This is a genomic window from Pseudomonas sp. Fl5BN2, assembly GCF_009908205.1.
GTDB lineage: Bacteria > Pseudomonadota > Gammaproteobacteria > Pseudomonadales > Pseudomonadaceae > Aquipseudomonas.
Genome location: NZ_JAAARL010000007.1, coordinates 196,023 through 220,987, shown reverse-complemented (window position 1 = coordinate 220,987; position 24,965 = coordinate 196,023). Strand labels below are relative to the sequence as shown.

Annotated in this window: 21 protein-coding genes; 6 read left to right on the top strand and 15 right to left on the bottom strand. The window is 62.6% G+C overall.

The features are described 5' to 3' along the window. Nucleotides 1-73: 73 nt before the first annotated feature. The 4 genes from GV819_RS12415 to GV819_RS12400 all read right to left on the bottom strand — a co-directional run bounded on the left by GV819_RS12415 (nucleotide 74) and on the right by GV819_RS12400 (nucleotide 4,774). Nucleotides 74-457 carry an AprI/Inh family metalloprotease inhibitor gene (locus GV819_RS12415; protein WP_161756377.1) on the bottom strand — a complete coding sequence of 128 codons (384 nt, stop codon included), beginning with the start codon at nucleotides 455-457 and terminating at the stop codon, nucleotides 74-76. Nucleotides 458-550: 93 nt separating this feature from the next. Continuing rightward, entirely contained in the window at nucleotides 551-1,999 is a 1,449-nt protein-coding gene (locus GV819_RS12410) for a serralysin family metalloprotease (protein WP_161756376.1), read from the bottom strand. Between the two features lie 300 nt (nucleotides 2,000-2,299). Then, nucleotides 2,300-3,400 (bottom strand): P1 family peptidase, encoded by a 1,101-nt coding sequence (locus GV819_RS12405; RefSeq protein ID WP_161756375.1) that lies wholly within the window; start codon nucleotides 3,398-3,400, stop codon nucleotides 2,300-2,302. A 9-nt stretch (nucleotides 3,401-3,409) separates the two neighbouring features. Then, nucleotides 3,410-4,774 carry an APC family permease gene (locus GV819_RS12400; RefSeq protein WP_161756374.1) on the bottom strand — a complete coding sequence of 455 codons (1,365 nt, stop codon included), beginning with the start codon at nucleotides 4,772-4,774 and terminating at the stop codon, nucleotides 3,410-3,412. A gap of 205 nt (nucleotides 4,775-4,979) precedes the next feature. On the opposite strand from GV819_RS12400, the gene GV819_RS12395 reads away from it, so the two are divergent. Continuing rightward, complete coding sequence (locus GV819_RS12395; RefSeq protein WP_161756373.1) at nucleotides 4,980-5,783, top strand: helix-turn-helix transcriptional regulator; 804 nt, start codon at nucleotides 4,980-4,982, stop codon at nucleotides 5,781-5,783. Nucleotides 5,784-5,911: 128 nt separating this feature from the next. On the opposite strand, the gene feaR is transcribed toward GV819_RS12395, so the two are convergent. The 4 genes from feaR to GV819_RS12375 form a co-directional block, all read right to left on the bottom strand. Beyond that, a complete protein-coding gene (feaR, locus tag GV819_RS12390) occupies nucleotides 5,912-6,850 on the bottom strand; it encodes a transcriptional regulator FeaR (RefSeq protein ID WP_161756372.1) in 939 nt (312 codons plus the stop codon). Nucleotides 6,851-6,999: 149 nt separating this feature from the next. Next, complete coding sequence (locus GV819_RS12385) at nucleotides 7,000-7,593, bottom strand: DUF3156 family protein (protein ID WP_161756371.1); 594 nt, start codon at nucleotides 7,591-7,593, stop codon at nucleotides 7,000-7,002. Beyond that, nucleotides 7,559-9,079: an APC family permease gene (locus GV819_RS12380; protein ID WP_161756370.1), complete on the bottom strand. Its 1,521-nt coding sequence runs from the start codon at nucleotides 9,077-9,079 to the stop codon at nucleotides 7,559-7,561. Before GV819_RS12380 ends, GV819_RS12385 begins: the two co-directional genes overlap by 35 nt. A 270-nt stretch (nucleotides 9,080-9,349) precedes the next feature. Then, nucleotides 9,350-10,837, bottom strand: coding sequence for an aldehyde dehydrogenase family protein (locus GV819_RS12375; RefSeq protein ID WP_161756369.1), 1,488 nt, complete (start codon nucleotides 10,835-10,837; stop codon nucleotides 9,350-9,352). A gap of 312 nt (nucleotides 10,838-11,149) precedes the next feature. On the opposite strand from GV819_RS12375, the gene GV819_RS12370 reads away from it, so the two are divergent. The 5 genes from GV819_RS12370 (at nucleotide 11,150) to GV819_RS12350 (ending at nucleotide 16,493) form a co-directional block, all read left to right on the top strand. Next, entirely contained in the window at nucleotides 11,150-12,484 is a 1,335-nt protein-coding gene (locus tag GV819_RS12370; RefSeq protein WP_161756368.1) for an aspartate aminotransferase family protein, read from the top strand. Between the two features lie 188 nt (nucleotides 12,485-12,672). Next, nucleotides 12,673-13,347: a helix-turn-helix transcriptional regulator gene (locus GV819_RS12365; RefSeq protein WP_161756367.1), complete on the top strand. Its 675-nt coding sequence runs from the start codon at nucleotides 12,673-12,675 to the stop codon at nucleotides 13,345-13,347. Nucleotides 13,348-13,471: 124 nt separating this feature from the next. Further along, nucleotides 13,472-14,287: a molybdenum cofactor biosynthesis F family protein gene (locus GV819_RS12360; RefSeq protein ID WP_161756366.1), complete on the top strand. Its 816-nt coding sequence runs from the start codon at nucleotides 13,472-13,474 to the stop codon at nucleotides 14,285-14,287. A 62-nt stretch (nucleotides 14,288-14,349) separates the two neighbouring features. Then, nucleotides 14,350-15,732, top strand: coding sequence for an aspartate aminotransferase family protein (locus GV819_RS12355; protein ID WP_161756365.1), 1,383 nt, complete (start codon nucleotides 14,350-14,352; stop codon nucleotides 15,730-15,732). Beyond that, a complete protein-coding gene (locus tag GV819_RS12350) occupies nucleotides 15,729-16,493 on the top strand; it encodes an SDR family oxidoreductase (RefSeq protein WP_161756364.1) in 765 nt (254 codons plus the stop codon). The genes GV819_RS12355 and GV819_RS12350 overlap by 4 nt, the downstream gene beginning before the upstream one ends. A 109-nt stretch (nucleotides 16,494-16,602) precedes the next feature. Here GV819_RS12350 and GV819_RS12345 read toward each other — a convergent pair whose 3' ends face one another. From GV819_RS12345 to GV819_RS12315, 7 genes are read right to left on the bottom strand one after another with little or no spacing between them, the layout of a single operon-like run. Further along, the gene (locus GV819_RS12345; protein ID WP_161756363.1) at nucleotides 16,603-18,351 is read right to left on the bottom strand and encodes an ABC transporter ATP-binding protein; all 1,749 of its coding nucleotides are present in this window, start codon (nucleotides 18,349-18,351) and stop codon (nucleotides 16,603-16,605) included. Beyond that, nucleotides 18,351-19,298, bottom strand: coding sequence for an acetamidase/formamidase family protein (locus GV819_RS12340; RefSeq protein WP_161756362.1), 948 nt, complete (start codon nucleotides 19,296-19,298; stop codon nucleotides 18,351-18,353). Before GV819_RS12340 ends, GV819_RS12345 begins: the two co-directional genes overlap by 1 nt. A 57-nt stretch (nucleotides 19,299-19,355) precedes the next feature. Then, entirely contained in the window at nucleotides 19,356-20,978 is a 1,623-nt protein-coding gene (locus tag GV819_RS12335) for an ABC transporter substrate-binding protein (RefSeq protein WP_161756361.1), read from the bottom strand. A gap of 35 nt (nucleotides 20,979-21,013) precedes the next feature. Then, entirely contained in the window at nucleotides 21,014-21,940 is a 927-nt protein-coding gene (locus tag GV819_RS12330; protein ID WP_161756360.1) for an ABC transporter permease, read from the bottom strand. After that, the gene (locus tag GV819_RS12325; RefSeq protein ID WP_161756359.1) at nucleotides 21,941-22,789 is read right to left on the bottom strand and encodes an ABC transporter permease; all 849 of its coding nucleotides are present in this window, start codon (nucleotides 22,787-22,789) and stop codon (nucleotides 21,941-21,943) included. Next, the gene (locus GV819_RS12320; RefSeq protein WP_161756358.1) at nucleotides 22,786-23,379 is read right to left on the bottom strand and encodes an ANTAR domain-containing response regulator; all 594 of its coding nucleotides are present in this window, start codon (nucleotides 23,377-23,379) and stop codon (nucleotides 22,786-22,788) included. Before GV819_RS12320 ends, GV819_RS12325 begins: the two co-directional genes overlap by 4 nt. Further along, a complete protein-coding gene (locus GV819_RS12315) occupies nucleotides 23,376-24,515 on the bottom strand; it encodes a transporter substrate-binding protein (RefSeq protein WP_161756357.1) in 1,140 nt (379 codons plus the stop codon). The genes GV819_RS12320 and GV819_RS12315 overlap by 4 nt, the downstream gene beginning before the upstream one ends. Nucleotides 24,516-24,965 lie beyond the last annotated feature (450 nt).

The window sequence follows — 24,965 nt, the reverse complement described above, 5'->3', positions numbered from 1 at the left end:
GTTATAAACCCGCCCGTACAAGAGTCACGAAACAATGGCCATTCAATATTAAACGAACAGCCTCTGCACTTAATTAGCGAGCGCGTTGTAAAACAATCAATTCGTCAGTCTTCAGCCGTGCCTCATACAGGCCTTCTTTTTGTCGGCTGAAAAAGATGACTCTTGAACCTTCACGCCCGGTGATGGCGATGCCGTCGGGCTCTGGAAACCAGCCTACCGCGGCTTCACCGATCCACTTCGACAGGCATTCGGCACCGTCGCCCAAGGCCGCGTTCTGCAGCAAGTCCAGAGAACAGCTGTTGCCAGGCTGTGCTGCCTGTTGCAACTGCCAGTGTCCAACCAGTTCCGAGGGGTCCGCCAATAGCAGGCTGCTTGCCATGGTTATTGCTCCATAAAACATCATCAGCGTCGCCAGCAGCCAAGCGGCCGCCCTGCAACTCAAGGTTTGTGGGGTCATAGAATGCTCCGTCCGGCCGGTAGACTCGCTCAGCCCCTTGGCCAATGCAAGAACGCAGGGCCGCGCATCGGCGCCGCCCCGCGTCTACCTCACTTAGGCGACGATGTCGCCGACTGCTGCCTGGCCAACGGTGGTGACCAGGAAGTCCGCCACGCCGTGCCCGGAGAAGTCCACCGACAAGGTGCTGATGCCCCCGGAAGTGCTGAGGATCGCATCACCTGCCGCGCCGGTGAAGGCGTTGACGAAGTGCAGGCCTGCGCCCTTGGTGATCCCGGTCAGATCGATCTTGTCCAGGCCGCTGACAAAATCCATGATCTGGTCGGCTGCGCCCGGCTTGGAGTCGGTACTGGCACCGAACACGAAGGTATCGGCACCCGAACCGCCCCACAGCTGATCCGCACCACCGCCGCCGTAGATGATGTCGTTACCGGCACCACCTTTGAGCACGTTGGCCAGATCGTTGCCGATCAACAGGTCGTTACCCGAACCGCCGATGGCGTTCTCCACGCTGACGCCCTGGGCAATGGAGACGTTACCTACCATGCCGCCAACGTCGGAGAACGAACCGGCATTGAGGTTGATCTTCTGGTTTTGGGTAAAGCCGGAGAAGTCCAGGGTGTCGTTGCCACCACCGTCCCACACCGAGAACACCAACTTGTCCGAGGCCGAACTGGCGCTGTAGAAATCGCGCCCGGTATTGGAGTTGAAGCCGTAGGTGGTGTCATCGGCACGGGTAGCGTAGTTGGCGCCGTAGAGCTTCTGGATGGCGGCAATATCATCCATCAGCGGGCCGGACGAATAGGCTTCGACCCCGCCCTTGCTGAAGTTCTGGTTGGTATTGCTTTCACTCCAGTAGCTCATGACGCTGTAGCCACGGGTGTCCTGGCCGTAGGTAGCATCCTTGTAGGTCGGGTTGCCTTCACCGGCGTTGTAGTCGCCGGGGTGAGCCAGGCCCAGGGTGTGGCCGATCTCATGGGTCAGGGTCTGACGGCCATAGTTGTTCAGCTCGGGAGTCTTGTTCTTGGTGTAGCTGCTGTTGGTCAAGTACCACGACGTGCCGTCATAACCGGCACCGGTGCCCGGCAGGTAGGCAAATGCCGCAGCGCCGTCCTGGCCACCACTGTAGTTGCCGAAAGTCATGTGGCCGTCACCGCCCGTGGCTTTCTCGGTGAACACGACGTTGGCCACATCAGCCCAGGATTGCATGGCCAGCACGGCCTGGGCTTTTTGCTGGGCACTGAACTGGCTGAACCCGGAGATACCATGCTTGTACAGGGTGCTCGAGGAAGCCGAAGTCAGGAAGGTGTAGGTCAGGTCGATCTTGCCGTTAGCGTTCAGGTCTTTGTAGGCAGCACCGTCACGCAACAGCTGCGTGGCGGCCTGGTCGACCGAGAACGAGGGTTTGCCGTTAACCGTGAGATTGCCGCCACGGTCGTATAGGTGGCTGAAGCTATTGATCTGGTCATACGCCGAACTTGCTGCTGCCACTGGCCCCAGTTGTTGTTCAGCAAGTGCAATAGCGTTCTCTGTTACTTTTGACATAAACAAACTTCCTTGTAATCAATGGAACAGTTTTTGTCAGATAGCGACAATCCCTGGCGAGATCGTCCTATCACTCGCCCTAAGTAGGCGAAAGAAAGCTGACACAATTCGAAATCGAACGTCCACTACTATTTTGACGTCAAATTCCACTGTTCCAAAAAACTCCAGCAAACAATGACCACTCAGTCAAAAGATTATTTTCAACCATGATTAATGACTGTAATTGTCCGACAATCTACAATTTAATTATTAAATATCCATAACCCCAGTTATGCCAACTGCATCGCAGTTTTTAGTCCGTCAACTTCTGGTCCAACCAGTTAGTTCCAATGCCTCGACCAGTGTTTGCGGGCTCAGGGCCGGAACTTGCACCCCGTCGGCGCAAGTCATTGGCTCGGCCGCCAGCATGGCGTTGATGATGGCTTCCTCCACCGCCTCGGCGGCGGCGCTGAACAAGGGTGAAATGTGATCGTTGTTGAGCATGGCCAGGGGCGCAGTGAACGCCAGATCCTTGCGACCGTAGTCTGCAGCGGGCAAGTCCCGGTTTCCCGTGGCAAAGGCCAGGAAGATATCGCCACTGGAATCCTCGGTGCCGCCGCCGGTCCGGGCAATACCGATAGACGCGCGCTGTGCCAGGCGCTGGCACTGATGCGGCAGCAATGGCGCATCGGTGGCCAGGATCACCACGATCGAGCCCATGCCCGGGGTACCACGCTCGGCAAACGGCGAGGGAATATCCCGCAGGCGACGCCCTACCGGGTAACCATCGACCCGAAGTTCTTCACGCTTGCCGTGATTGGCCTGGACCAGGGCGCCAACGGTGTAACCGCCCTGCTCTTGCGTCAGCCGTCGTGAAGCGGTACCGATACCGCCCTTGAACTCGTGGCAGATCATCCCGGTGCCGCCACCGACCGCGCCCTCGGCCACCGGCCCGGATTCGGCGCAGGCCATGGCCTCGCGGACCTGTTGCGGACCGACATGCTGGCCCCAGATGTCATTCAACAGGCCGTCGTAGGTTTCCATCACCACCGGCATGCACCAGTACACCGCCGGGTCTGCCAGGGCCTCGCGCTCCAGAGCGATCAAGCTGTCGCGCACCACCCCGACACTGTGGGTATTGGTGATGGCCAACGGTGTGCTCAGGGTCCCGGCCTCGCGAATCCACTCCAGGCCCGTGGCGTCGCCATTGCCGTTGAGTACATGGCAGCCCGCGAAACAGGGCTGCTGCCGTGCGTGCCCGGCGCGAGGCTGGATCAGCGTGACCCCGGTACGCACCTGTTTGCCCTCCACGGTGGTTTTCAGGGTGCTGTGCCCCACCCGCACCCCGGGAACATCGGTAATCGCATTGAACGGGCCTGGCGTCCCCAGACCCAGGCTGATGCCCATTTGACGTGCTCGCATAACCACTCCTTACAGTTTCTGAAACGCCGGGCTGTACCGGCCGTTGGTGCCATAGAGGATCACCGACAGCGCCAGCAGCCCGATAATCACCATGATGTCCCGCAGGGAAGCCTCGAGGAACAGATTGATCAGCAAATACCCCGCGCCGATTACCGCCAACAGCGCCGGCAATGGCCACAGGGGCATGCGATAAGGGTGCTCACGATCGCGCAGCAGTACTCGGCTCATCAGCGCGCTGAGGGCCACGATCAGGTACACCAGCATGATCAGCAGCACGCTGAAGGATGTCAGGTCCGCCAGGTTCGAGCTGAAGCTGAGGATTGCCGAGGGCACCGCCAGGAACAGTGTGGCCAGCCATGGCGAATCCCAGCGTGGATGAATCCGGGTGAACAGACGATTGATGGTGGGCGTCCACAGAGCATCGCGACCGCTGCTGAACACCACTCGGCCAATCTGGATGACGATGGCGACAATCGCATTGAACACCGACAGGAAGATCCCGCCGCTGACCACCCGGGCCAGGGTTTCATTGCCATGGCTGGTCAGCAGGTAACCGATGGGATCGGGGCTGGCGAGCATCGCATCCAGGGACGGCGCGCCGATCAACAGCGCGGTAATCGGCACCAGCTCGATGATCACCACCAGCACCAGGGACCAGAGCACCGCCTTGTGTACGCCACGGCCCTTGCACTTCATGTCTTCAGCCAACAGCACCGCCGGCCCGTAGCCATTGTAGGAAAACAGGCCAATGCCCACAGCACCGATCACCAAGGCCCAGGGCGCCATCTGCAACACGCCATGCTCGACGATCTGCGGGTGTACCAGGATGCTCAGCGGCTGTGCGGCGTTGCCAAAACCCAGCCAGACGATCACCAGCAATGCCGCCACTTCCAATAGCAGGCAGGTGCCGGTGATCCAGGCATTGAGCTTGATATTGAGAATGCCCAGCAGATAACTGCAGACCACGATCACCAGGGCCACGGTCTGCGAATCGAAATTCGAGCCCAGGGCGTTGTTCAGGTAAGTGGCGGCCCCGGTGGCCAGCACCGGCGGAATGAACAGCAGCATCACCAGCACCGTAAGGAAAGTGGCATAACCGGCCATGCCGCCAAACACCCGCTTGGCATACACATACTCGCCACCGGCGCTATTGTGGGCACGGCCAAGCTCGGCGTAACAGAAGGCAAACATCAGCGCCAGCAAACCGGCAATGACGAACGCCAGGAACACCCCGCTGCCGGCCTGATGGATGGCAAAGGGTGCAATCACGAACACTGAACTGGCGGGGGTCACACCGGACACGGTGATAGCCACCACGTCGAACACACTCAAGGTTGGTTTCAGCACGCCGTCTGGCGTGGAAGGAGAGCTCATATCGTTATCCTCGTGTTTATTGTTGGTCTGAGGCAGAAACGAAATCCATCGGGCGAGTGCGCTCTGTGGCGCACTTGATAGGAGCTACTCTAGGCAGTCACGGCAGGTCGACCAATTCCCCTATTGGAGTACTCCCCTTGACGACGGCGAGCAAATCAACGAAACCGTGCCTTCACACTTTCAGTGAACCAGTGGAGCAAGGCCTTTGAGTAGTCTGTTCAGGGAAGTCGGCATGCACGCCGGCCTAGGGCGCACCCTTACACTGATTGGCAACCCGCGATTCTGGAAGCAGCTGATCCTGTTACTGCACCAGGCCACGCCGTTCGACAACGCGCTGGCGATCTACTACCCAAAGGGCGCCCCGCCCCAGGCCCTGGAGGAATATGACGCCGAACCCAGCAGCAAGCCGGCGTCGATGCTCACCTACCTGAACGGCCTGTACCTGCTGGACCCGTTTTTCCAGGCCTGTCGCGAGGGTTACCCCAGTGGCCTGTACCGCCTGGAAGAAGTGGCCCCGGACCACTTCCGCCAGAGCGAGTACTTTCTCAGCTACTTTCACGACAACGTCCTGGAAGATGAAGTGCAATTCATCCTGCAACTGCCCGATGCCGGCACCCTGTCCCTGTCATTGGGCAGCCAGCGGGTCTTCAACAGCGAGGAAATCGGCCAGCTCACCACCTTTGCCGCCTGGGTCCTGCCGCTGATGCAGCAACATTGGCAGCACAGCCAGACACGTCCCCAAGGACCGGCGACAGAGGAAATGGCCAGCCAGATCCGTGACGCCCTGAGCCATTTTGGCAGTGCTGTGCTTTCCGAGCGGGAGCTGGAGATTGCCCGATTGATCCTCCGGGGCTTCTCCTCCAAGGCCATGGCCGAACGCCTGAAGATCTCGCCCGACACCATCAAAGTGCACCGTCGACACCTTTACGCCAAGCTGGATATCTCCAGCCAGCCAGAGCTGTTTTCGTTGTTCATCCAGTCCCTGGGACATGACCTGGAAAACCCCTGAAATCGCCCCTGCCGCAGACAGCAAACAGTGTCGCGCCAGGCGTTTTTTTGAAGGCCCTGGCTTGCCAGCGAAGGCGACAGCAAGGCCAATGCGCTGTTTCCCCGTTCGCCGACAAGCGCCGGCGCCTGCTAAGCGCTCAGGGAGCGGGCGCGAAAGTCCCGGGGTGATTGCTCGAAATGTTTCTTGAAGGTCCGGCTGAAGTGCGCCGAATCGGTGAAGCCCCATTTAAAGGCAATGTCGGTAATCGACTCGTTGCGCAACTGCGGATTGCTCAGGTCCGCGGCACTGCGCTTGAGCCGTGAGCGCTGGATGAACCGGCACACGCTGTCCCCCTGCTCTTCAAACAGTCGGTACAGCTGGCGCACCGAGATATTCAGCTGCCCCGCCAGGGACACCGGGGTCAGACCCGGCTCGTTGAGGGATTGGTTGATCAACTGTCGGGCCTGATCACGCAGGCAATGGCCGTGCAGGCTCTGGTCAAAACCGCCAAGGGTGCTGGCGGTCTGGCGCAGGGTTGGCCCAAGCAGAGCGATCAACGCTTCCTGCAGCGCTTGCCCTTCCTGTTGCGCGGCACAGCCCTGCAGGTCACCAGCGCAAATCTGCTCTACCAACAGACGCATCAAGCGCCCACTGGCGCAATTCTGCGACAGCTTGCCGAACTTGGGCTGCTGGGCCGGCAGGTGGCGATAAACCTCTTCCCGGCACAAATGGAACGAAGCATGTTCGATCAGGCCGTGAGGCACGATCTCACAAGCGCCGGCGGAGTCCAGCAGGGCCATGTCACCCGGGGCCAGCTCGACACTCTCGCCACCCTGGCTCAGTCGTGCATGGCCACTGCGTTGGATGATCAGGAAACAATGGCGGTCGTCCTCCTGGTCGACCTTGGTGCCCTGCCGGGAAATCAGCCCGGCATTGGTGCGGATCTGCGCCACCTCCAGCCCGGCGTAGTCCTGCAACCCCACTTCACCGATGAACAAGGCAGGGTTTCGCGCCGGACGGGCATCAAATCGACCGCAGACACCCTGCAAGGCACCTACCCAGGAACTGAAACTATGCGAAGCAAGCACTGTGCACCTCCAGAAGCCGGTTTGGACCGCCTTTGTTGTTATGGCGATATCATTAACATGTTATCCATTTGCCAGGCAAGGTGCCTGACAGCATGGATAGTCTGTTACGGCTTAAGCAGGGTGTATGCCAGCACTTACGGTTATGTCGGTCAGAATTCTCGTAGAAGCGCGTACAACTGGGTGAAGCTGCCCAGCAGTGCCGCCCGCTGTTCAACGCTCAAGCGGATATAGCGCCTGAACCCCGGCAGGCGGTTGACCACCTCACTGGCGCCGAAGTGTTCCAGTCGCACCTGCCAACCCTGCTCGTCGCGCCGCAATTCGAGGCGCTTGAAGTCCAATGGCAGCAACTCGCCGAGTAGGCGCGGGTCATTGCACAAGCTATGCAACAGCGGTTGCCACTCTGCCGGCTCCCCAGCCACCAGCCTTGCCGCAACACCCTGACGGCGAATGGCACCGGTGTGACGCAGGACAATCCGGGCCTGGCCGGGCCTGTCGCTGGGGACCCGCAAACACCATTCACACACCACGATGTGCATCAGGAACTGCGCCTGGGGACGCTCCACCAGAGTAAATTCCAGGCCGCTCTGCGGGCAGCGGAAAGTCCCCATGACGGTGCTGTGGGGGCTGAAGTCGAGCCCCTGCAGATCGCGACGTACTTGCCCCAGGGTCCACCCCGGACGGTAGCCGGAAGGGGCCCGGTGCCACAGTTCAAAGAGGCTTTGTCGCCAGCTTGAAAGATTCATCAGGCACGTTCTCCCGAGGGCTAGGGGCTTCATCCGGCATAAGGTTCAGCGCCTGCTGCAGCACCTCCTCCACCGGTACCGGGCGAAACGGATTGACCTTCTGCACCAGCAGGGTCCAGGCCAGGGCATAGATGGCTGTCAGCCCGAGCATGCTGCCGAAGGGCACGTAGATATCCCGCGGATTCATCCCCGGCGGGGTGATGAACCACATGCCCAGGAGAATGCCTACCGAAGACAGGATCTGCGGTAGCGGGAACCAGGGCGACTTGTAGGCCCGGGGCAGATCGGGGCGGCGAATCCGCAGCATCACCACCGACAGGGTGACCAGCAGGTAGGCGGTGCTCCAGGCACAGACCGCCGCCAGCACCAGGTGCATGATGCTGTCGGTACTGCCCCCCAGCCACCAGGCATGCAGGCAGGGAATCAGCACGGCCACGGCAATGCACAACAACGGCGTCTTGAACCGTGGATGCAGGTAGGTGAAGACCTTGGGCAATGCGCCATCCAGGGCCATGCCGTAGAGAATCCGCGGCAATCCGGCCATCAGCGTATTGATGGTCGCGGCACCGGCGAACAGCAGGCCGATACCCAGCCATATACGGCCGAACGGGCCCATGACCTGCTCGGCGAAATGCGGAATGGCCATCGGCGTATCCAGCAAGTGCACGCTGCCATCCTCGCTCAGAGCAATGTTCGCCACTTGCCGCTTCATCGCCGCACCGTAGATGAACATGCACACCGCTACGCCCACCAGCCCCAGTGCCATGGCCCGGGGAATGGTCTTGGCGGCCTTGCGCACATCCGGGGTCAGGGGGGTGACGAACTCGCAGCCGACAAACATGAACATGGCCATGCCCACCAGGGACAGGATGGTCGACCAATCGGTGCCTACCATGGAGGCACCGAACCAGCCATCGAGCTCCACCGCCGGCGCCTTGATCACCCCAAGTACTCCGAAGATGATCAGCGTGCTCCACATGCCGAAGGTCAGGATCACCTCGGCACGACTGAAGGCGGTGATCCCCACGGCGTTCAACAGGCCGAAGAACAGCACCAGCCCGACCCCCACCAACCAGGCGCTGCCACTTTGCTCCAGCAGGGTGTTGAGGGATTCAAAGTTCACCAGGGCCATGACGCCGCTGAGAATGGTTTCCGCAGTACCGGCAAACACGTGCACGATCAGGTAGGCGGACAAGGTCCCGGTGATGGCGAAGAAACGTCCCAGCCCGCAAGCCAGGTAGTCGTAGACCGAGCCGTTGGTGGGCAACAGGCAGGCGGCCTCGGCGAACGTGGTGGACTGCGCCAGCATCATTACCAGGGCGATCACCATCGCCGCGGCAAAGGCACCGCCACCGATGCCAAATCCGGTGGTGGCCGTGAGGATCACCGGGCTGGCCATGATCAGGCCGACGGCACTGGCCAGCGCCGTGGGAAAACCGACTACGCCCTGATCCAGGTGCCGGTTGAGTCTGTCGTTGAGCGACATGGTGGTAAACCTCGAAAGCATGGGTGGGTAATTATTGTTCTAGGCATTTCAAGGGCACGCCTGATAACGGGCGCAATGCTTGGCTGTCCGCTGCAGCTCCAAATCGAATGAACCAGCTCTTGCAAGAGCCACTGACCAGCAAACCCGTAGGAGCGGCCGGACGGCGTTCCGCTTGCCAGGGAAAGCGCCCTCAAGGGTCGCTCCCGACTCAGGTGCCTGTTCACCGGCAAGCCGGCTCCTACTCATCAACACTGCAAACCGTGGGACGCATCAATAGGCAATGCACACCGACTTGTTCTCGGTGTAGGCCTCGATGGCCGCGTGGCCCATCTCGCGCCCGATCCCGGATTGCTTGTAGCCACCGAAAGGCATCGATGGATCCAGCATGTTGTGGGTGTTGACCCAGACCGTGCCAGCCTTGATTTGCGGGATCAATTGCATGACCCGGCCCAAATCGTTGGACCAGATGCTTGCCCCCAGCCCGTACTGGTTATCATTGGCCAGGGCCACCACTTCCTCCAGGGTATCGAACGGCGTGGCGACCACCACCGGGCCGAAGACTTCCTCCCGCACCAACTGCAGGTCGGCATGCACGTCAGCCACCACAGTGGGGCGCACATAGAACCCCTGATTGCCATATGCGACACCGCCACAGAGCACCTTGGCGCCCTCCTCGACCCCGCGTGCGATCATCTGCAGCACGCGCTTCTGCTGCTTGGCGGAGATCAGCGGGTTGATCTGTGCCTGCTCGTCCAGCCCCGGACCAATGCTCAGGGATTCGGCGATGCCCACCAATCGTTCCAGCACTTCGGCATAGACCCCACGCTGGATGTACAACCGTGAACCTGCGGTGCAGACCTGTCCCTGGTTGAAGAAGATCGCGCCAGCAGCCCCGGCGGCGGCGGTTTGCGGATCGCAGTCGCCGAGGACAATCACTGGCGACTTGCCTCCCAGCTCCAGGGAGAAACGGGTCATGTTGTTCACTGCGGCATGGCCGATCAGCTTGCCGACCTGGGTCGAACCGGTGAACGCCAGCTTGTCGATGCCCGGATGGGCGGCCAGTGCGGCACCGGCCTCGGCACCGCTGCCGGTGACCACGTTGACCACCCCGGGAGCAATGCCTGCCTCCAGGCACAACTGACCCAGGCGCAGGGCCGTCAGTGGCGTCTCGTCCGCGGGCTTGAGCACCACGGTGCAACCACAGGCCAGCGCCGGGACGATTTTCCAGATGGCCATCAACAGCGGGAAATTCCACGGCACGATCGCGCCCACCACCCCCACCGGCTCCGGCACCGTGTAGGCCCGGTACTGCGCCCCCGGCACCGCCGCGATGGATACGTCCAGGCTCTTGCCTTCGATCTTCGTGGCCCAGCCGGCCATGTAGCGAGTGAATTCCGCTGCCGCACCAACTTCCAGGGCCCGGGCCAGGTGGATCGACTGGCCGTTGTTGAGGGTTTCCAGCTGGGCCAGCTCCTCGCCATTGGCCTCCAGCAGGTCCGCCAGCTTCAACAGCAGGCGCTCACGATCCGCAGGCCGCTGTGCTTTCCAGCTGCCCTCGAAGGCCCGGCGTGCAGCACCCACCGCCAGATCGATATCGGCCTGGGCAGCGGCCGCGACCTGGGTCAATTGCTCGCCGCTGGCGGGGTTGTACACCGCCATCCGCGCCCCGGAGAGCGCCGGCTGGCTGTGACCGTCAATCAGCAGGCCATGCTGACTGTCTATGAATGCAGCGACACGTGGGTCGATGGCAACGCTCATCTTGAATCCTCGCAGGTAGACCTTGTTCGAGAGAGACTCTGAGCTCAAAGCCGAATGCCGTCTTGACCCTGGCTGCCGCAAAACTTGGCCCTGGCTGCCAATCACACCAGCACCTTCGCTGGCAAGCCCGTTCCTGCCGGGGCTGCATTGCCGGGTCGGGCCGACGAGGGGGTGCATGAGCCCGCGCTAACAGCCCGACTACAAGGGGCTGGCAGCCTGGATCAAGTGCCCTGGCACACAGAGGCAAGCCAGGCGGCTATAAATGACGCACTAATAGCTCCACGCTGTCCGTGCGTTTTCAGGAGACTCAACGTGAGCGAAGCAAGCCGTTTCTGGCACCCCATGCTGCACCCCAACGAAATGAAGCAACGCGAGCCGATTCGCATCGTCCGTGGCGATGGCTGCTATGTATATGACGACAAGGGCCATCAGCTGGTGGATGGCGTTGCCGGCCTGTGGAACGTCAACGTCGGCCACAACCGCAAGGAAGTGAAGGCCGCGATCACTGCGCAGCTCGATGAGCTGGAGTATTTCCAGCTGTTTGACGGGGTCAGCCACCCTCGCGCCGAAGAGCTGTCGCGGGTGGTGATGAATTTGCTGGAGCCCGAGGACATGCGCCGGGTGGCTTTCAGCTCCGGCGGCTCGGACGCGATCGAGAGCGCACTGAAGCTGGCCCGCCAGTACTGGAAGCTCGAAGGCCAGGCTGACCGCACCAAGTTCATTTCCCTGCGCCAGGGCTACCACGGCACCCACTTCGGCGGCGCCTCGGTCAACGGCAATACAGTATTCCGCCGCAACTACGAACCATTGCTGCCCGGCTGCTACCACATCGATACCCCCTGGCTGTATCGCAACCCCTACAGCCAGGACCCCGAGGAGCTGGGCAAGATCTGCGCCGACCTGCTGGAGCGGGAAATCCAGTTCCAGAGCCCAGACACCGTCGCCGCGTTCATCGCCGAGCCGATCCAGGGCGCCGGTGGGGTCATCGTGCCTCCAGCCAACTACTGGCCGCTGATCCGCGAAGTCTGCGACAAGTACGGTGTGTTGCTGATCGCCGACGAAGTGGTCACCGGTTTCGGCCGAAGCGGCTCGATGTTCGGCAGCCGCCTGTGGGGCGTCAAACCCGACATCATGTGCCTGGCCAAGGGCATCACCTCGGGCTACATCCCTCTGGGCGCCACCGTGGTCAACCGACGGATTGAGGAAGCCTTCGAAAAGAACGCCAACTTTACCGGCGCCATCATGCACGGCTACACCTACTCCGGGCACCCGGTGGCCTGCGCTGCGGCCCTGGCCTGCCTGGATATCGTGGTCAAGGAAGATCTGCCGGCCAACGCCGCGAAAATGGGCGACTACATGCTGGGCAAGCTGCAGCCCTTCGTCGAACGTTTTGAAACCGTCGGCGAGGTGCGGGGCCAGGGCCTGATGCTGGCCCTGGACCTGGTGGCGGACAAGACCACCCGCGAGCCCATCGACCCGATGAGCGGCTACGCCAACCAGGTGGCGCAGATCGCCCGGGATAACGGGGTCATGGTGCGCCCTGTGGGCACCAAGATCATTCTCTCGCCGCCGCTGGTGATCCAGCAGGCCCAGGTGGATGTCATCGTCAATGCGCTGGCCGAGGGCCTGAGCAAGGCCCGTAGGTAATCATCGCCACAGGCTGCGTTCGAGCGGATAGCGAGCGCAGCCTTTACTCTTGCCACAGACACTTGCCAGACACCCCCACGCTGGTTTTCACTCGGCGTATCCCAGCCCGGGACAACAACGTCCAGTAGCGCCACTCGACGGCCTCATTCATCCGCGCCACTGCCCATCGGCAGTCAAGGAGCCATCCCATGATCGCGCCCGCCTCTTTGCCCGGGGCTCATGAACTGGGACAACGCTGCATTGCCGCCTTTACCCGGGTGGTGCCCGCCACGTTCTGTGCCTTCTACCGCATCGACCCGCACCTGCAGGCCCAGGACTTCTCGCTGTACCGCATGCCTGAGCAGATGCACCAGGCCTACCTGCAACGCTATCGACACTACGACCCGCTGCAACCGCGCCACTGCGCCGCCGCCGGACGCCCGGTGCTGTCGCTGCACATGGGCATGGCCCAACAGGGACGCCATGAAACCTCGGTCTACCAGGGCTTCCTGGAGCGCCACGGAATACTGGATGTGGTGGAGATCCTCGCCTGTGACCAGCAGCGCCCCATCGCCGGCCTGTCATTGCTGCGGGACAGTCGGCTGGGACACTTCAGCGTCGAAGAACTGGGCACCTTGCACGCCTTGCAGGGCCTGCTGGAAATCGCCGCACTGGCCCCCTATTCCCGAGTCGATGAGCGCCTGGCCGGCCTGACCCCCAGGGAACGCGAGATCGCCTGGCTGCTGCGCGACGGCGCGGACAACAAGACCATAGCCAGGCATCTGGACCTGGGCTTGCCAACGGTAAAAACGCACCTGATCAACCTGTTTCGCAAAGTCGGGGTCGGCAACCGCACCGAGCTGGTCAGTGCATTGTTTCTATAAATGGCCAATTTTTTATCAGCAGCCAGGGCTTACCTGCCGCCAGGTACTCAACCATTCGGTTGATGGGCAACCCCGGCTCACGGGCTGAACATGAGGCTCTCCTTCGGTAGACAAGAGCCTTGCCATGAACCAGCAACCAGAATGGATCACCGTCGGCGCCCTGGCGCACGGTTTTGCCAATGACAACCACATCCTTGCGGCAGTGGATGACTTGGCCGGTCGTACCTTGACCCTGCACTTCGATAACGGCTGGCAGATCGAACACCGCTTCGCCGCCAAGACCCTTTGCTGGAACGCCGTCGGCGAGCCTGCCAGCGCCGAGCTGGCCTATCGCGCCACCAGCGTGCGTCCCGGCCTCTACCTGGTGGATTTCCTCAAGCAGGAAGAAGGCCGGACGCATTCCGTGAGCCTGGTCCTTGACCTTGAACAGCAGTGCTTCACCGCCGTCATCGGCCAGATGCCGAGCCAGGCCGAATGCGCTGTCGACCTGTTCAGCCGAGCGCTGGCCGGCGGTGAACTGACTTCGGTGAAAGCGCAATTCCTGCACGGCAGCATCGACACACCGCACACCTCGAACACCCCGCGACATGCCCCCACCGATGAGCTGATCGGCCTGCGCAACCAGTATGTCTACAGCGCCAGCGAGGCGTACGAGCACGTCTACCTGAATGCCAACTTCTACAGCTGGCAGTGCCTCAAGGGCGTCGAGCAGGGCCTGGCGGACACTGATCGCTGCCACTACTACAAGATCGCCGATCAGTGCTACCTGTTTGTCTGGCGCGAGAAGATTGTCCCGACCCTGGGCCTGGTCCTTATCGATCTCAAGGCCGGGCGCAGTGACGGCAAGATCTTCGGCTACCAGAGTGCTGACTTCAGCAGCGTTGCCAACTTCCCGGTGGGCTCCCTGGCCCAGGTGCTGAACCGCACCCTCTACTCCTGACTTCTCCCTCTGCCCCAGGCCGGCGCCCGCGGCAGCCTCAAGCATTTGCACAGGACACTTCCATGACTCTGGGCCTCGATCTGCACCGCGTCGCCAACTGCTATCAATCCGAACTGCAACTGTTCACCGAGCACCATCCGCGCTCCGGTGCCTTCTACCAGGAGAATCTCAAGCATTGGCTGTACGGCGCGCCACTGCACTGGATGCAGCAATGGCCCGGGACGTACCCGATCATGGTGGCCGACGCCCGGGGCGCAACCCTGACGGACTGCGACGGCCATGAGTATGTGGACTTTGCCCTGGGCGACACCGGCGCCATGTTCGGCCACGCCCAGCCCGCGGTGGCGGCGGCCATTGCCGAGCAGGCGCTGCACGGCTCGACGTTGATGCTGCCCACCGCCGACAGCCTGTGGGTCGGCAGGGAACTGAGCCGGCGCTTCGGCCTGCCCTACTGGCAGGTCACCACCTCGGCCACCGATGCCAACCGCTTCGTCCTGCGCCTGTGCCGGATGATCACCGGACGGCAAAAGGTCCTGGTGTTCAACTGCAACTACCACGGCAGTGTCGATGAGTCCCAGGTCGAGTTCGACCCCCAGGGCCAGATGATTGCCCGCGACGGCGTGTACGCCAACGGCCTGCAGCACGAGGCCACCACCCGGCTGGTGGAGTTCAACGACCTGGCGGCCCTGGAAGCGGCCCTGGCCCATGACGACGTGGCCGCGGTGCTGACCGAACCCTTCATGACCAACGTTGGCATGGTGCCGCCGGCCCCGGGTTTTCATGACGGCCTGCGAGCATTGACCCGGCGCTTTGACGTGCCGCTGATCATCGATGAAACCCACACCCTGTCCTGCGGCCCAGGCGGTTATTGCGGCGAACACCAATTGCAGCCGGACTTCTTCGTCCTCGGCAAGTCCATTGCCGGTGGTATCCCCACCGCCGTCTGGGGTGCCAGCCAAGCCATGGCCGAGCGCATCTGGCAGGTGCTGCCGCATTTCCAGCCGGGGCAGGCCATCAACCATTTCGGCTTCGGCGGCACTCTGGCCGGCAACGCCCTGCAGATGGCTGCCATGCGGGCCACTTTCAGCGAGGTGATGACCGAGGCCAACTATGCCCACATGATCGAGCTGGCGGAGTACCTGCGCGTCGGAGTGCAGGCGCTGATTGAAAAGCATCGGCTGCCCTGGCATGTCACGCGCATCGGCGCCCGGGTCGAATACCTGTTCATGGATCACGCCCCGCGCAACGGCGGCGAAGCCCATCACGCCCGGCACGGCTTGATCGAAGCGTACCTGCATCTGTACCTTCTCAACCGTGGCGTGCTGCTGACGCCGTTCCACAACATGGCCCTGATGTGTCCGGCGGCCACCCGCCAGGACGTTGACCTGCATAACCACCTACTGGACCAGTGCCTGAGCACGGTCACTCAAGGAGAGCCGTCATGACCCACGATTCAACCGGCCGCGTCGCGCTGGTCACCGGCTCCGGCCAGGGCATCGGTCGCGCCCTGGCGCAAGTCTTCGCCGCCCACGGGGCCAAGGTCATGGTTGCCACGCGCACCCAGGCTTCCGGTGCCGAAACCGTGCGCCTGATCCGCGAAGCCGGCGGCAGCGCCGAACTGTTCACCGTCGACCTGAGCACCCGGGCTGCAGCCAACCAGGCGGTGGCCGCAACCCTTGAAACCTTCGGTGGCCTGGACCTGCTGATCCACAACGCCGGGATGTTTCCCATGCAAAACCTCATCGACCTGAGCGATGAGACCCTGGAAGGCACCCTGGCGGTGAACCTCAAGAGCTGTTTCTGGCTGACCCAGGCCGCCCTCGCCGCCCTGCGCCAGGCCGAACATCCGCGCATTGTCATCACGTCTTCGGTGACCGGGCCACGCACGGCGATTCCCGGACTGTCCCACTACGCCGCGTCGAAAGCCGGAGTCAACGGTTTTATCCGCTCGGCCGCGCTGGAGCTGGCCGAGTACGGCATCACCGTCAATGGCGTCGAGCCCGGGCTGATCGCCACCCAGGCCCTGGCCAGCCTGGGCGACTCCCCGGCCCTGGCCCGCAACATCCCGCTCAAGCGCCTGGGCACCCCGGAGGATATCGCCCACGCCATGCTGTTCCTCGCCTCGCCACAGGCCGGCTACATCACCGGCCAGACCCTGGTGGTCGATGGCGGTGCCATGCTGCCGGAGAACGCGCAGTTCATGTGAGCCTGAACACCACCGCCATCCGAGGGCGGTGGTTCTGCCAGGCAGCGTCATCGCCAACCCGCTGTAGCGCAGGCCGTGCTGGGGCCAGCTGACTCGCAAAGCTCCCCGGCTACACCGCCACCCAATGCTCCCGGCCCCGTTGCGCAAAGGCCTGCACCGGCATTTCGAAACCCTGGGGCTTGATCGGACTGGGCTGCTGGTATTCCTGCAGCAGGCTCTTGAAGTCGCGGCGCCTGTCGACATCCGGCAATGGCACGGCGCTCAACAAGCGCTGGGTGTAGGCATGCTGCGGGTTGTGCAGCACCTGATCGCGGGGGCCGATTTCAACGATCTGCCCGCCGTACATCACCGCCACCCGATGACAGATGCGCTCGACCACCGCCATGTCATGGGAAATAAACAGGTAACTGAGCTGATGTTCCTGGCGCAAACGCTCCAGCAGCTCCAGCACTTGCGCCTGCACCGAGACGTCCAGCGCCGACACCGACTCGTCGGCGATGATCACCTTGGGGTTGAGCGACAAGGCCCGGGCGATGCAGATCCGCTGACGCTGGCCACCGGAAAACTGGTGCGGATAGCGTTGCATGGCATCCGCCGGCATGCCCACCTGCTCAAGCAATTGCGCCACCCGCGCCTGCCGCTCCGGCAGTGGCAGGCGATCGTGGATCAGCAAGGGCTCGCCCACCAGGTCGAAGATACTCTTGCGCGGATTGAGCGCGGCATACGGATCCTGGAACACCATCTGGATATCCCGGCGCACCGCCTGCAGCTCCGCCCCCTGCAAACCGTTGAGTTCCTTGCCCAGCAACTTCACGCTGCCCTGATAGGCGAGCATGTTCATCAGTGCCTTGCCGGTGGTGGACTTGCCGCAACCGCTTTCCCCGACCAGCCCCAGGGTTTCGCCCCGGCGCAGTTCGAAGTTCAGTTGCTCCACGGCGTGTACCTGTTTGCGCTCTTCGAACCAGCCAGCCTGCAACGGAAAACGTACGCACAGGTCGCGCACCTGCAACACCGGCGGTTCGCCACTGAGGTCCTGCGGTTCGGCCACGGTGCCCAGGACTGGCACTGCCGCCAAAAGGCGCCGGGTGTATTCGGCTTGCGGCCGGGTGAACAGTTGCCGCACGGGCGCCTGCTCTTCAGTGCGCCCGTGATTCATCACCACCACACGGTCAGCCATTTCCGCCACGACGCCCATGTCATGGGTGATCAGCAGCAGGCTGGTGCCGTACTGTTGTTGCAGTTCGCGCATCAACTCCAGGATCTGCGCCTGGATGGTCACATCCAGCGCCGTGGTCGGCTCGTCGGCAATCAGCACCTGCGGGCGGCACAACATGGCCATGGCAATCATCACCCGCTGGCGCATGCCGCCGGACAGCTCATGGGGATACTGCTCCAGGCGCTTGTCCACCTGAGGCATGCGCACCGACTCGAGCATCTCGCGCACCCGCTGGCGCAACGCCCGACGGGGCAGCGGCTCGTGGCGACGCAGGGTTTCCTGCAGTTGCTGGCCCACGGTCATCAAGGGGTTGAGGGAGGTCATCGGCTCCTGAAAGATCATCCCGACCTGCTTGCCCCGCAGTCCCTGCAAGGCCGGCTCGTCCAGCGTCAGCAGATTGCGCCCGGCCAGATCGATGCGCCCCGCGCTGACCCGCGCCGCCTTGGGCAACAGGCCCATGATCGCCAGCGAGGTCAGCGACTTGCCGCTGCCCGACTCGCCGGCAATGCACAGGGTCTGCCCGGCGTGCAGGTCGAAACTGAGCTGTTGCACCACCCGCCGGGCCACCGTACCCAGTCCGATGTCGATGCACAGTTGCTGGACCGACAGCAGCGGTGGCGTAGCATCCTGGCTGGCGCTCATCAGGCAAACACCACGTTGGGGAAATAGAACGACACCACCCAGTTGGGCGCGTCGACGATTTCACTGATGCGCAGGTCGCCGCACACCGAACACAGCATGTACGCCTGTTCGGCCGGCATCTGGTGTTCGCGGCACAGCCAGTCGATGGTTTGGCTCAGCGCCTGGCGAGCAGCCTGCATCAGGTCTGGGCCAATGCCGGTGAAGGCTTCGTAACCGGCACTGTCCAGATGCCGGGTGACCGGGCCCGGGGTGCTGAAGCGCGGCGTCGCCAAGGGCATCGCCTTGATCAGGTCGAGCTTGACCACCACGTCCATGGCACTTTCGATGGCTGTGCCGCCGACTTCGCCATCGCCCTGGGCGGCATGGGTGTCGCCAATCGACAGCAAGCCGCCAGCAACTTCCACCGGCAGGTACAAGGTGGTGCCCGCCGCCAGGTCGCGAATGTCCAGGTTGCCGCCGACCCGCCGTGGCGGCACCACCGAGTGCCGGCCGGCCATGGCCGGCGCCAGGCCAATGGTGCCGGCAAACGGCTTGAGCGGGACCTTGGCAAAATCGCTGAACGCCGCAGGAGCCAGGGTGTCCTTGTCGTAGTGCCAGAGCGCTAGCGCCGGCGCCTTGAACTGATCGGCCAGCAGGCCAAAACCCGGGATGTTGGCGGTCCAGCCAAAGCCGCTGGGCTTGAAGCTGTCGAGGGTGACCTTGACCACATCACCGGGCTCGGCCCCTTCGATGTAGATCGGCCCGGTCACCGGGTTGATCTGCTCGAACGGCACCTTGAGTACATCGGCCACGGTGGAACGCGGGGTGAAAAACCCGTTGGCCGAATCCAGGCACTTGAATTCCAGGGTCGCGCCGGGCGCCACGTGGGCCGCAGGCGTCAGGCTGTTATCCCAGCCAAAGTGGCTGTGGACGCTGTGAATGGTCTTGACCAGGCAGTTCTGGCACATGAGTGCGATCTCCGGCAGATGAAAGTCCGCGCCCGCAGGCGCGGCAACAGGCAAGGCTTACTTGACCCAGATATGGTCGTAGTTGACCGGGATATGCACCGGGTCCACATACAGGCTGTCATCACCGCCCATGCGCGCGGAGCGCACGGTGAAGCGCTGTTCGTTGAAGATCGGCACCCAGGGTGCATCGGCCATGACCTCGGTAAAGATCTTCTTCCACAGTGCGGTGCGTTCGGCCTGCTGCTCGGGCCTGGCCATGCTGTCGGCACGCGCGGCTTCAGCGTCCAGTGCCTGGTTGCAGTACAAGGCCCAGTTCCAGCCACCCTCCACCGCGCCGCTGCAACCGAGGATCGGCCCGTAAAAGTTCGATGGATCAGGGAAATCGGCAATCCACGCCATGCCCCCGGACCAGACCATCGGCGCCTGGTCCCGGGCACTGCCGGCGGCGATCACGTTGGCCTGGGCCAGTGACTTGATCTTCACCCGGATGTTGACCTTGGCCAGGTCCTGCTGGATGGCTTGGGCAATGCGCGGCTGCGGATCGGTGTTCATCACGTACAACTCGGTGTCGAAACCCTTGGCCAGGCCGGCCTCGGCCAGGAGTTTTTTCGCGGCCTCGACGTCATAGGCATAGCCTTTGTAGTCACCGTCGTAACCCGGCATCGACGGCGGTAGCGGCTGGTTGGCCGGGGTCGCACGGCCGTTGATGATGCGCACGATGCGATCCTTGCTGATGGCCATGTTCACTGCCTGGCGCACCTTGAGGTTGTCGAATGGCGCCAAGGTGGTTTTCAGCGTCACGTAGCCGGTCTGCAACTGGTTGCCGGTGACCACCAAAGGCTTGAACGCCGGGTCGTTCTTGAACTGCAGGAACTTGGCCGGTGGCACGCCGTCGCCGGCAATGTCCACCTCGCCCTTCTCCAGGCGCAGCAAGGCGACCATCGGGTCCTGGCCGACCTCGAAGGTGATGCTGTCGACATGCGGCAAGCCGGCCTTGAAGTAGTCCGGGTTTTTCTTGAACACCAACTGCTGGCCCAGTTTCCATTCAGCCAGGCTGAAGGCACCGCTGCCTACCGGGTGCTTGCCAAAGTCGGCGCCCCATTGCTCGACGGCCTCTCGGGGCACGATCGAGGCAAAGTTGATCGCCATCACGTGCAGGAAGGTGGCGTTGGGCTGGCTCAAGGTGATCTGCACCTGGTAGTCGTCCACCACCTCGATACCGCTCAGGTGCTCGGCCTTGCCGGCGATCATCGCCTCATAACCGACAATGGCGCTGAAGAAGCCGGCACCTGGGCTCTGGGTTTTCGGATTGACGGTGCGCTCCAGCGAGTACTTGACGTCGCTGGCCTTGAGCTCACGCCCGTTCTGGAACTTCACGCCTTTTTTCAGGATGAAGGTATAGACCTTGCCGTCGGCGGAGATGCTGTAGTCCTCGGCCAGGTCCTTTTCCAGCTCGGTGGTGCCGGGTTTGTAGTCCATCAAGGTGTCGAACAGGCTTTTGATCATCGACCAGTTCTGCCAGTCGTAGCCAATGGCCGGGTCCAGGGTGGCAACGTCGTTCTGGTAGGTCACCACCACTGTGCCGCCGGATTTGGCGTGGGGATCGATGGCATCCGCCAACAGGTTGCCAGCAAACAGCGAGGCCACAAGGCCTGCAGATAATAGTGCGGTGCGCTTCATGCTCCAGCCTCTTGCTAGGGTCGGTTGACCTTGGATTAGGATTTTTTTACGTCGATACGTGGGTCGACCCAGGGAATCACCAGATCGGCCAGCAGGTTGCCCAGGACAATGGCCACCGCCGAGACCGTGGTCACGCCGACGATCACCGGGATGTCCACCTGCTGGATCGCCTGCCAGGTCAACTGGCCGATGCCCGGCCAGCCGAACACCGACTCGACCACCACCAGGCCGCCCATGAACACGCCGATATCGATGCCGATCATCGGGATCACCGGGATGATCGCGTTGGGCAACACGTGGCGCAGGACCACCCTGGCCCGGCTCAGCCCCTTGGCCCGGGCGGTGCGAATGAAGTCCTGGTGCAACACCTCGATCATCGAGGAGCGCACCATCCGCGAGTACCAGCCACTGCCCAGCAGGCCCAGGGTCAGCGCCGGCAGCAGCAAGTGCTCGAGCCCGCCGTAGCCGCCCAGTGGAAACCAGCCCAGTTGCACTGCGAAGAAGTACAGAAACAGCATGGCGGCAATGAACTGCGGGGCCGAGACGCCAATGAACGACAGCGCCATCAGCGCCTTGTCCGCCCAACTGTCACGGCGCAATGCGGCAATCACCCCCAGGGTGATCCCGATCAGCAACTCGAAACCAATGCCGGCGGCCATCAGCTCCAGCGAAGGACGCAAACGTGAACCGATCAGCTCGGTGACCGCGCTGCGCTGGATGTACGAGCGCCCGAGGTCACCCTGCAGCAAATTGCCCAGGTAGCTGGCGTACTGCTGATAGAACGGCAGGTCCAGCCCCAGTTGCGCACGAATCCCGGCGACCACCTCTGGTGTGGCACTGCGCCCGGCGATCTGCCGGGCCGGATCGGCCGGCAGCATGAACAGCAACAGGTAGGTGATGAAGGTCACCCCCAGCAGGATCAGTAGCGAATAACCGATGCGACGACTGATAAAGGCGAACATTCAGCTTCTCCCTTGCAAGGTGGGATCAAGCTCGTCGCGCAAGGCATCGCCCACCAGGTTGAAGGCCAGCGAGAGCAGGATGATGGCGATACCGGGAAAGAACACCAGCCACGGCGCCGAGGTGAAATAGGTCTGGCTCTCGAAAATGATGTTGCCCCAGCTTGGCGTGGGTGGTTGCACCCCGACCCCAAGGTAGGACAGCGTGGCCTCCAGCAGCACCGTGGTGGAAATACCCAACGTGGCCCAGACCAGGATGGTCGGCAGCAGGTGGGGCAACAGGTGCGAGAACAGGATGCGCAACGAGCCGGCGCCCAGGGTGCGCTCCACGGCGACAAAATCCCGGGCCTCCAGGGCCACGGTTTCGGCATAGATCACCCGGGCGATCTGCACCCAGTTCACCATGGCGATCACCAAGGCCACGATCCACACGCTGGGCTGGAAGATCGCCGACAAGGCAATGGCCAGCAGCAGCGCCGGGAATGCCATCATCAAGTCGGTAAAGCGCATCAGCACACTGCCCAGCCAGCCGCGCATGAACCCGGCAGTCAAGCCGACCAGGGTGCCGATCAGCACGGCCATGCCATTGGCCAGCAGGCCGATGAACAATGACGTCCGGGCACCGTAGATCAGCCGCGACAGCAGATCGCGCCCCAACAGGTCGGTGCCCAGCCAGTACGGGGTGTGCGGCCCCAGTGGCGCACCTTCCAGCGACAAGCCTTCGACAAATTGCTCCGCCGGATCGTAGGGCGTTAGCCACGGCGCCAACAGCGCCAGGGTCATCACCAGAAGGATGTAGAACAGCGACAGCGCCACACTCGGCCGGCGGATCAGCGCACGCAACAGACTCATGGTCGCACTCCCCGCTCTTGCCGGGGCGCGGCGGCCAGTTCGACACACAGCTCGTCGAGGCTACGGTTGAGCTGCATCGACAGGCCGCGCAAATGCTCATACGCCTCCTGCTCATCAATACCGCGCTCGACCATCAAGCGCGCCAGCACCGTCGCCAGCAAGGGTCGCAGCGCCAGGCGCTGCTGCAGGCCCTCGATGCTCCGGGCATCAGTGTCCAGGCGCTGGCGCAAGGCAATCGCCATCATCAGCGTGGTGTACACCGAACCTTGGGTGATGGGTTTGTTCAGCAAGGCCGTGGCACCGAGGCCGATGGCACGCTGGATCTGCGACAGGGTCTCGTGGGGCGTCAGCGCAACGATCGGTACGCCCTCGCGGTTCAGGCGCTGCAACAGGGTGAAGCTGCTGCAGTTTTCCAGGTCGACAATCGCGGCCAAGCTGCCCGGCAGTTCATCGCGGGCGTCTTGCTGCACCGCCAGGCAGGCAATGCCCAGCCGTTGCAGGCTCTTCTCCAGGCTGGCCAGGACCCGCGGCTCACAGTCAATCAGCAGCAACGGCCCGGCGCCCGGATTCCGGCGATTGAACTGGCTCATTTGATGATCCTCAGGTGCTGCGTTGGCGCCACGACGCCCAGGCCGTGGAATTCACTCAGGTCGGTGGCGGTCAGGTAAGGGTCGGCAGGCAGCGCCCGGGCCTCGCTGTGCAGCAGCACAAAGCGCCCCTGCTGCAGTTCGGCGATATGGCACGGCAGGCTGCAGTGGTTATTGCGCTCGCACACCTCCAGCGGGCCAAGCACGCTGGGCTGCGGCTGCTGGTAAAGGGTCTGGCAGATGGCTTGGGGAGCGTCGTCGCCACAGTGCGCAAATGCCTGGGCCAGCAGGTGCATGGACAGGTAGGCGCCGGTGTAGAAGTGCGAATACGGGTGCAGGCCATGCAGGCGGCGCTGCTGCTGGGTGAACGTAGGGTTGACCGCTTCAAAAAAGGTCCCGCAGGAGAGCAAGCGCAGGCTGTCCACCGGGCCGACTGCCGCCAGCTCGGCTTCGGTCAGGTTGCAACTGAGCACCGGCAGCCGCAGCCCGGCCTGCTGGCAGGCGGCATCCAGCTGGCGCAGAAAGGCGTAGGAGGATTCACCCACCAGATTGTTCATGACGAACGACGGATGCTGGGCCAGCAGGTTCTGGATCAGCTCGCCGAACACGCAGGTGCCGAAGTGAAAGTAGCGCTCCCCCAGCACTTCACCGCCCGCGGCAGCCAGTACCTCGCGGGCCAGGCGGTTGCTTTCCCAGCCCCAGATGTAATTCGAACCCACCAGCATGGCGCGACAGCCAAAGGCCCTCAGGGCGTAGCGCAGCAGCGGGATCAGGGTCTGGTTCGGACATGGCCCGAGGTACAGCACATTCTCGCTGCTCTCGAAACCTTCGTACGGGCAGGCATACCAGAGCAGCCCACTGTTCTGCTCCAGGTCCGGGATGATTTCCTTGCGGCTGGCCGAGGTCGGTGCACCGAACAGATGGCGAATCCCCGCCTGCATCATCTGCACCGCGCCTTCGCCATAGCGATGCAGCTGTCCTCGCGGGTTGACGTGGGTCGCGCGCAACGAAAAATCATAGCCGGGACTTGCATTGATCTCGGCGATGGCATGCAGCGCGCCCGCCAGCGCATTGCGGCCAAAGGACTTGTAGGTGCAGTCGGTGGACAGCAACAAACCGACTTCAAGGGTGCGCGGCATTTTCCCCACTCCAAAAAAAAGCCCGATCCACCAGGGTTCTGGTGGATCAGGCTTCGTTACCTGGCGCGCAAGGCGCGTGATGTCAGCAAGACTTAATGGCGCGATGCCAGGCTTGGTGTTTAGCAATCTTATGTATGAAAGAAGCGTGCCATGTCCAAAACAGCGGGGTTGCTCGGGGCCGAGGCTAAAATGCGCCCTGGTATGAAGCGCTCAACCACGCCGGGCGCACGAACTTCGTGCAGCCCTGATCGGGCTCATGTTGGCAGCCAGGGTTGGCCAGCAACCGGCGGAGGAAACACCCGCGTGTTCAAGCGCTGTCACGTTATTACCCAACTCCAGCCTGAAACCTGCGCACTCAATCGACGGTGTTGTTTGCGGCAGGATGTCCTGGCTGGGCTGGCATTGCAGTTGGCCGAGCAGTGCCGCGGCTGAAATCGAGACCCGCCAGGC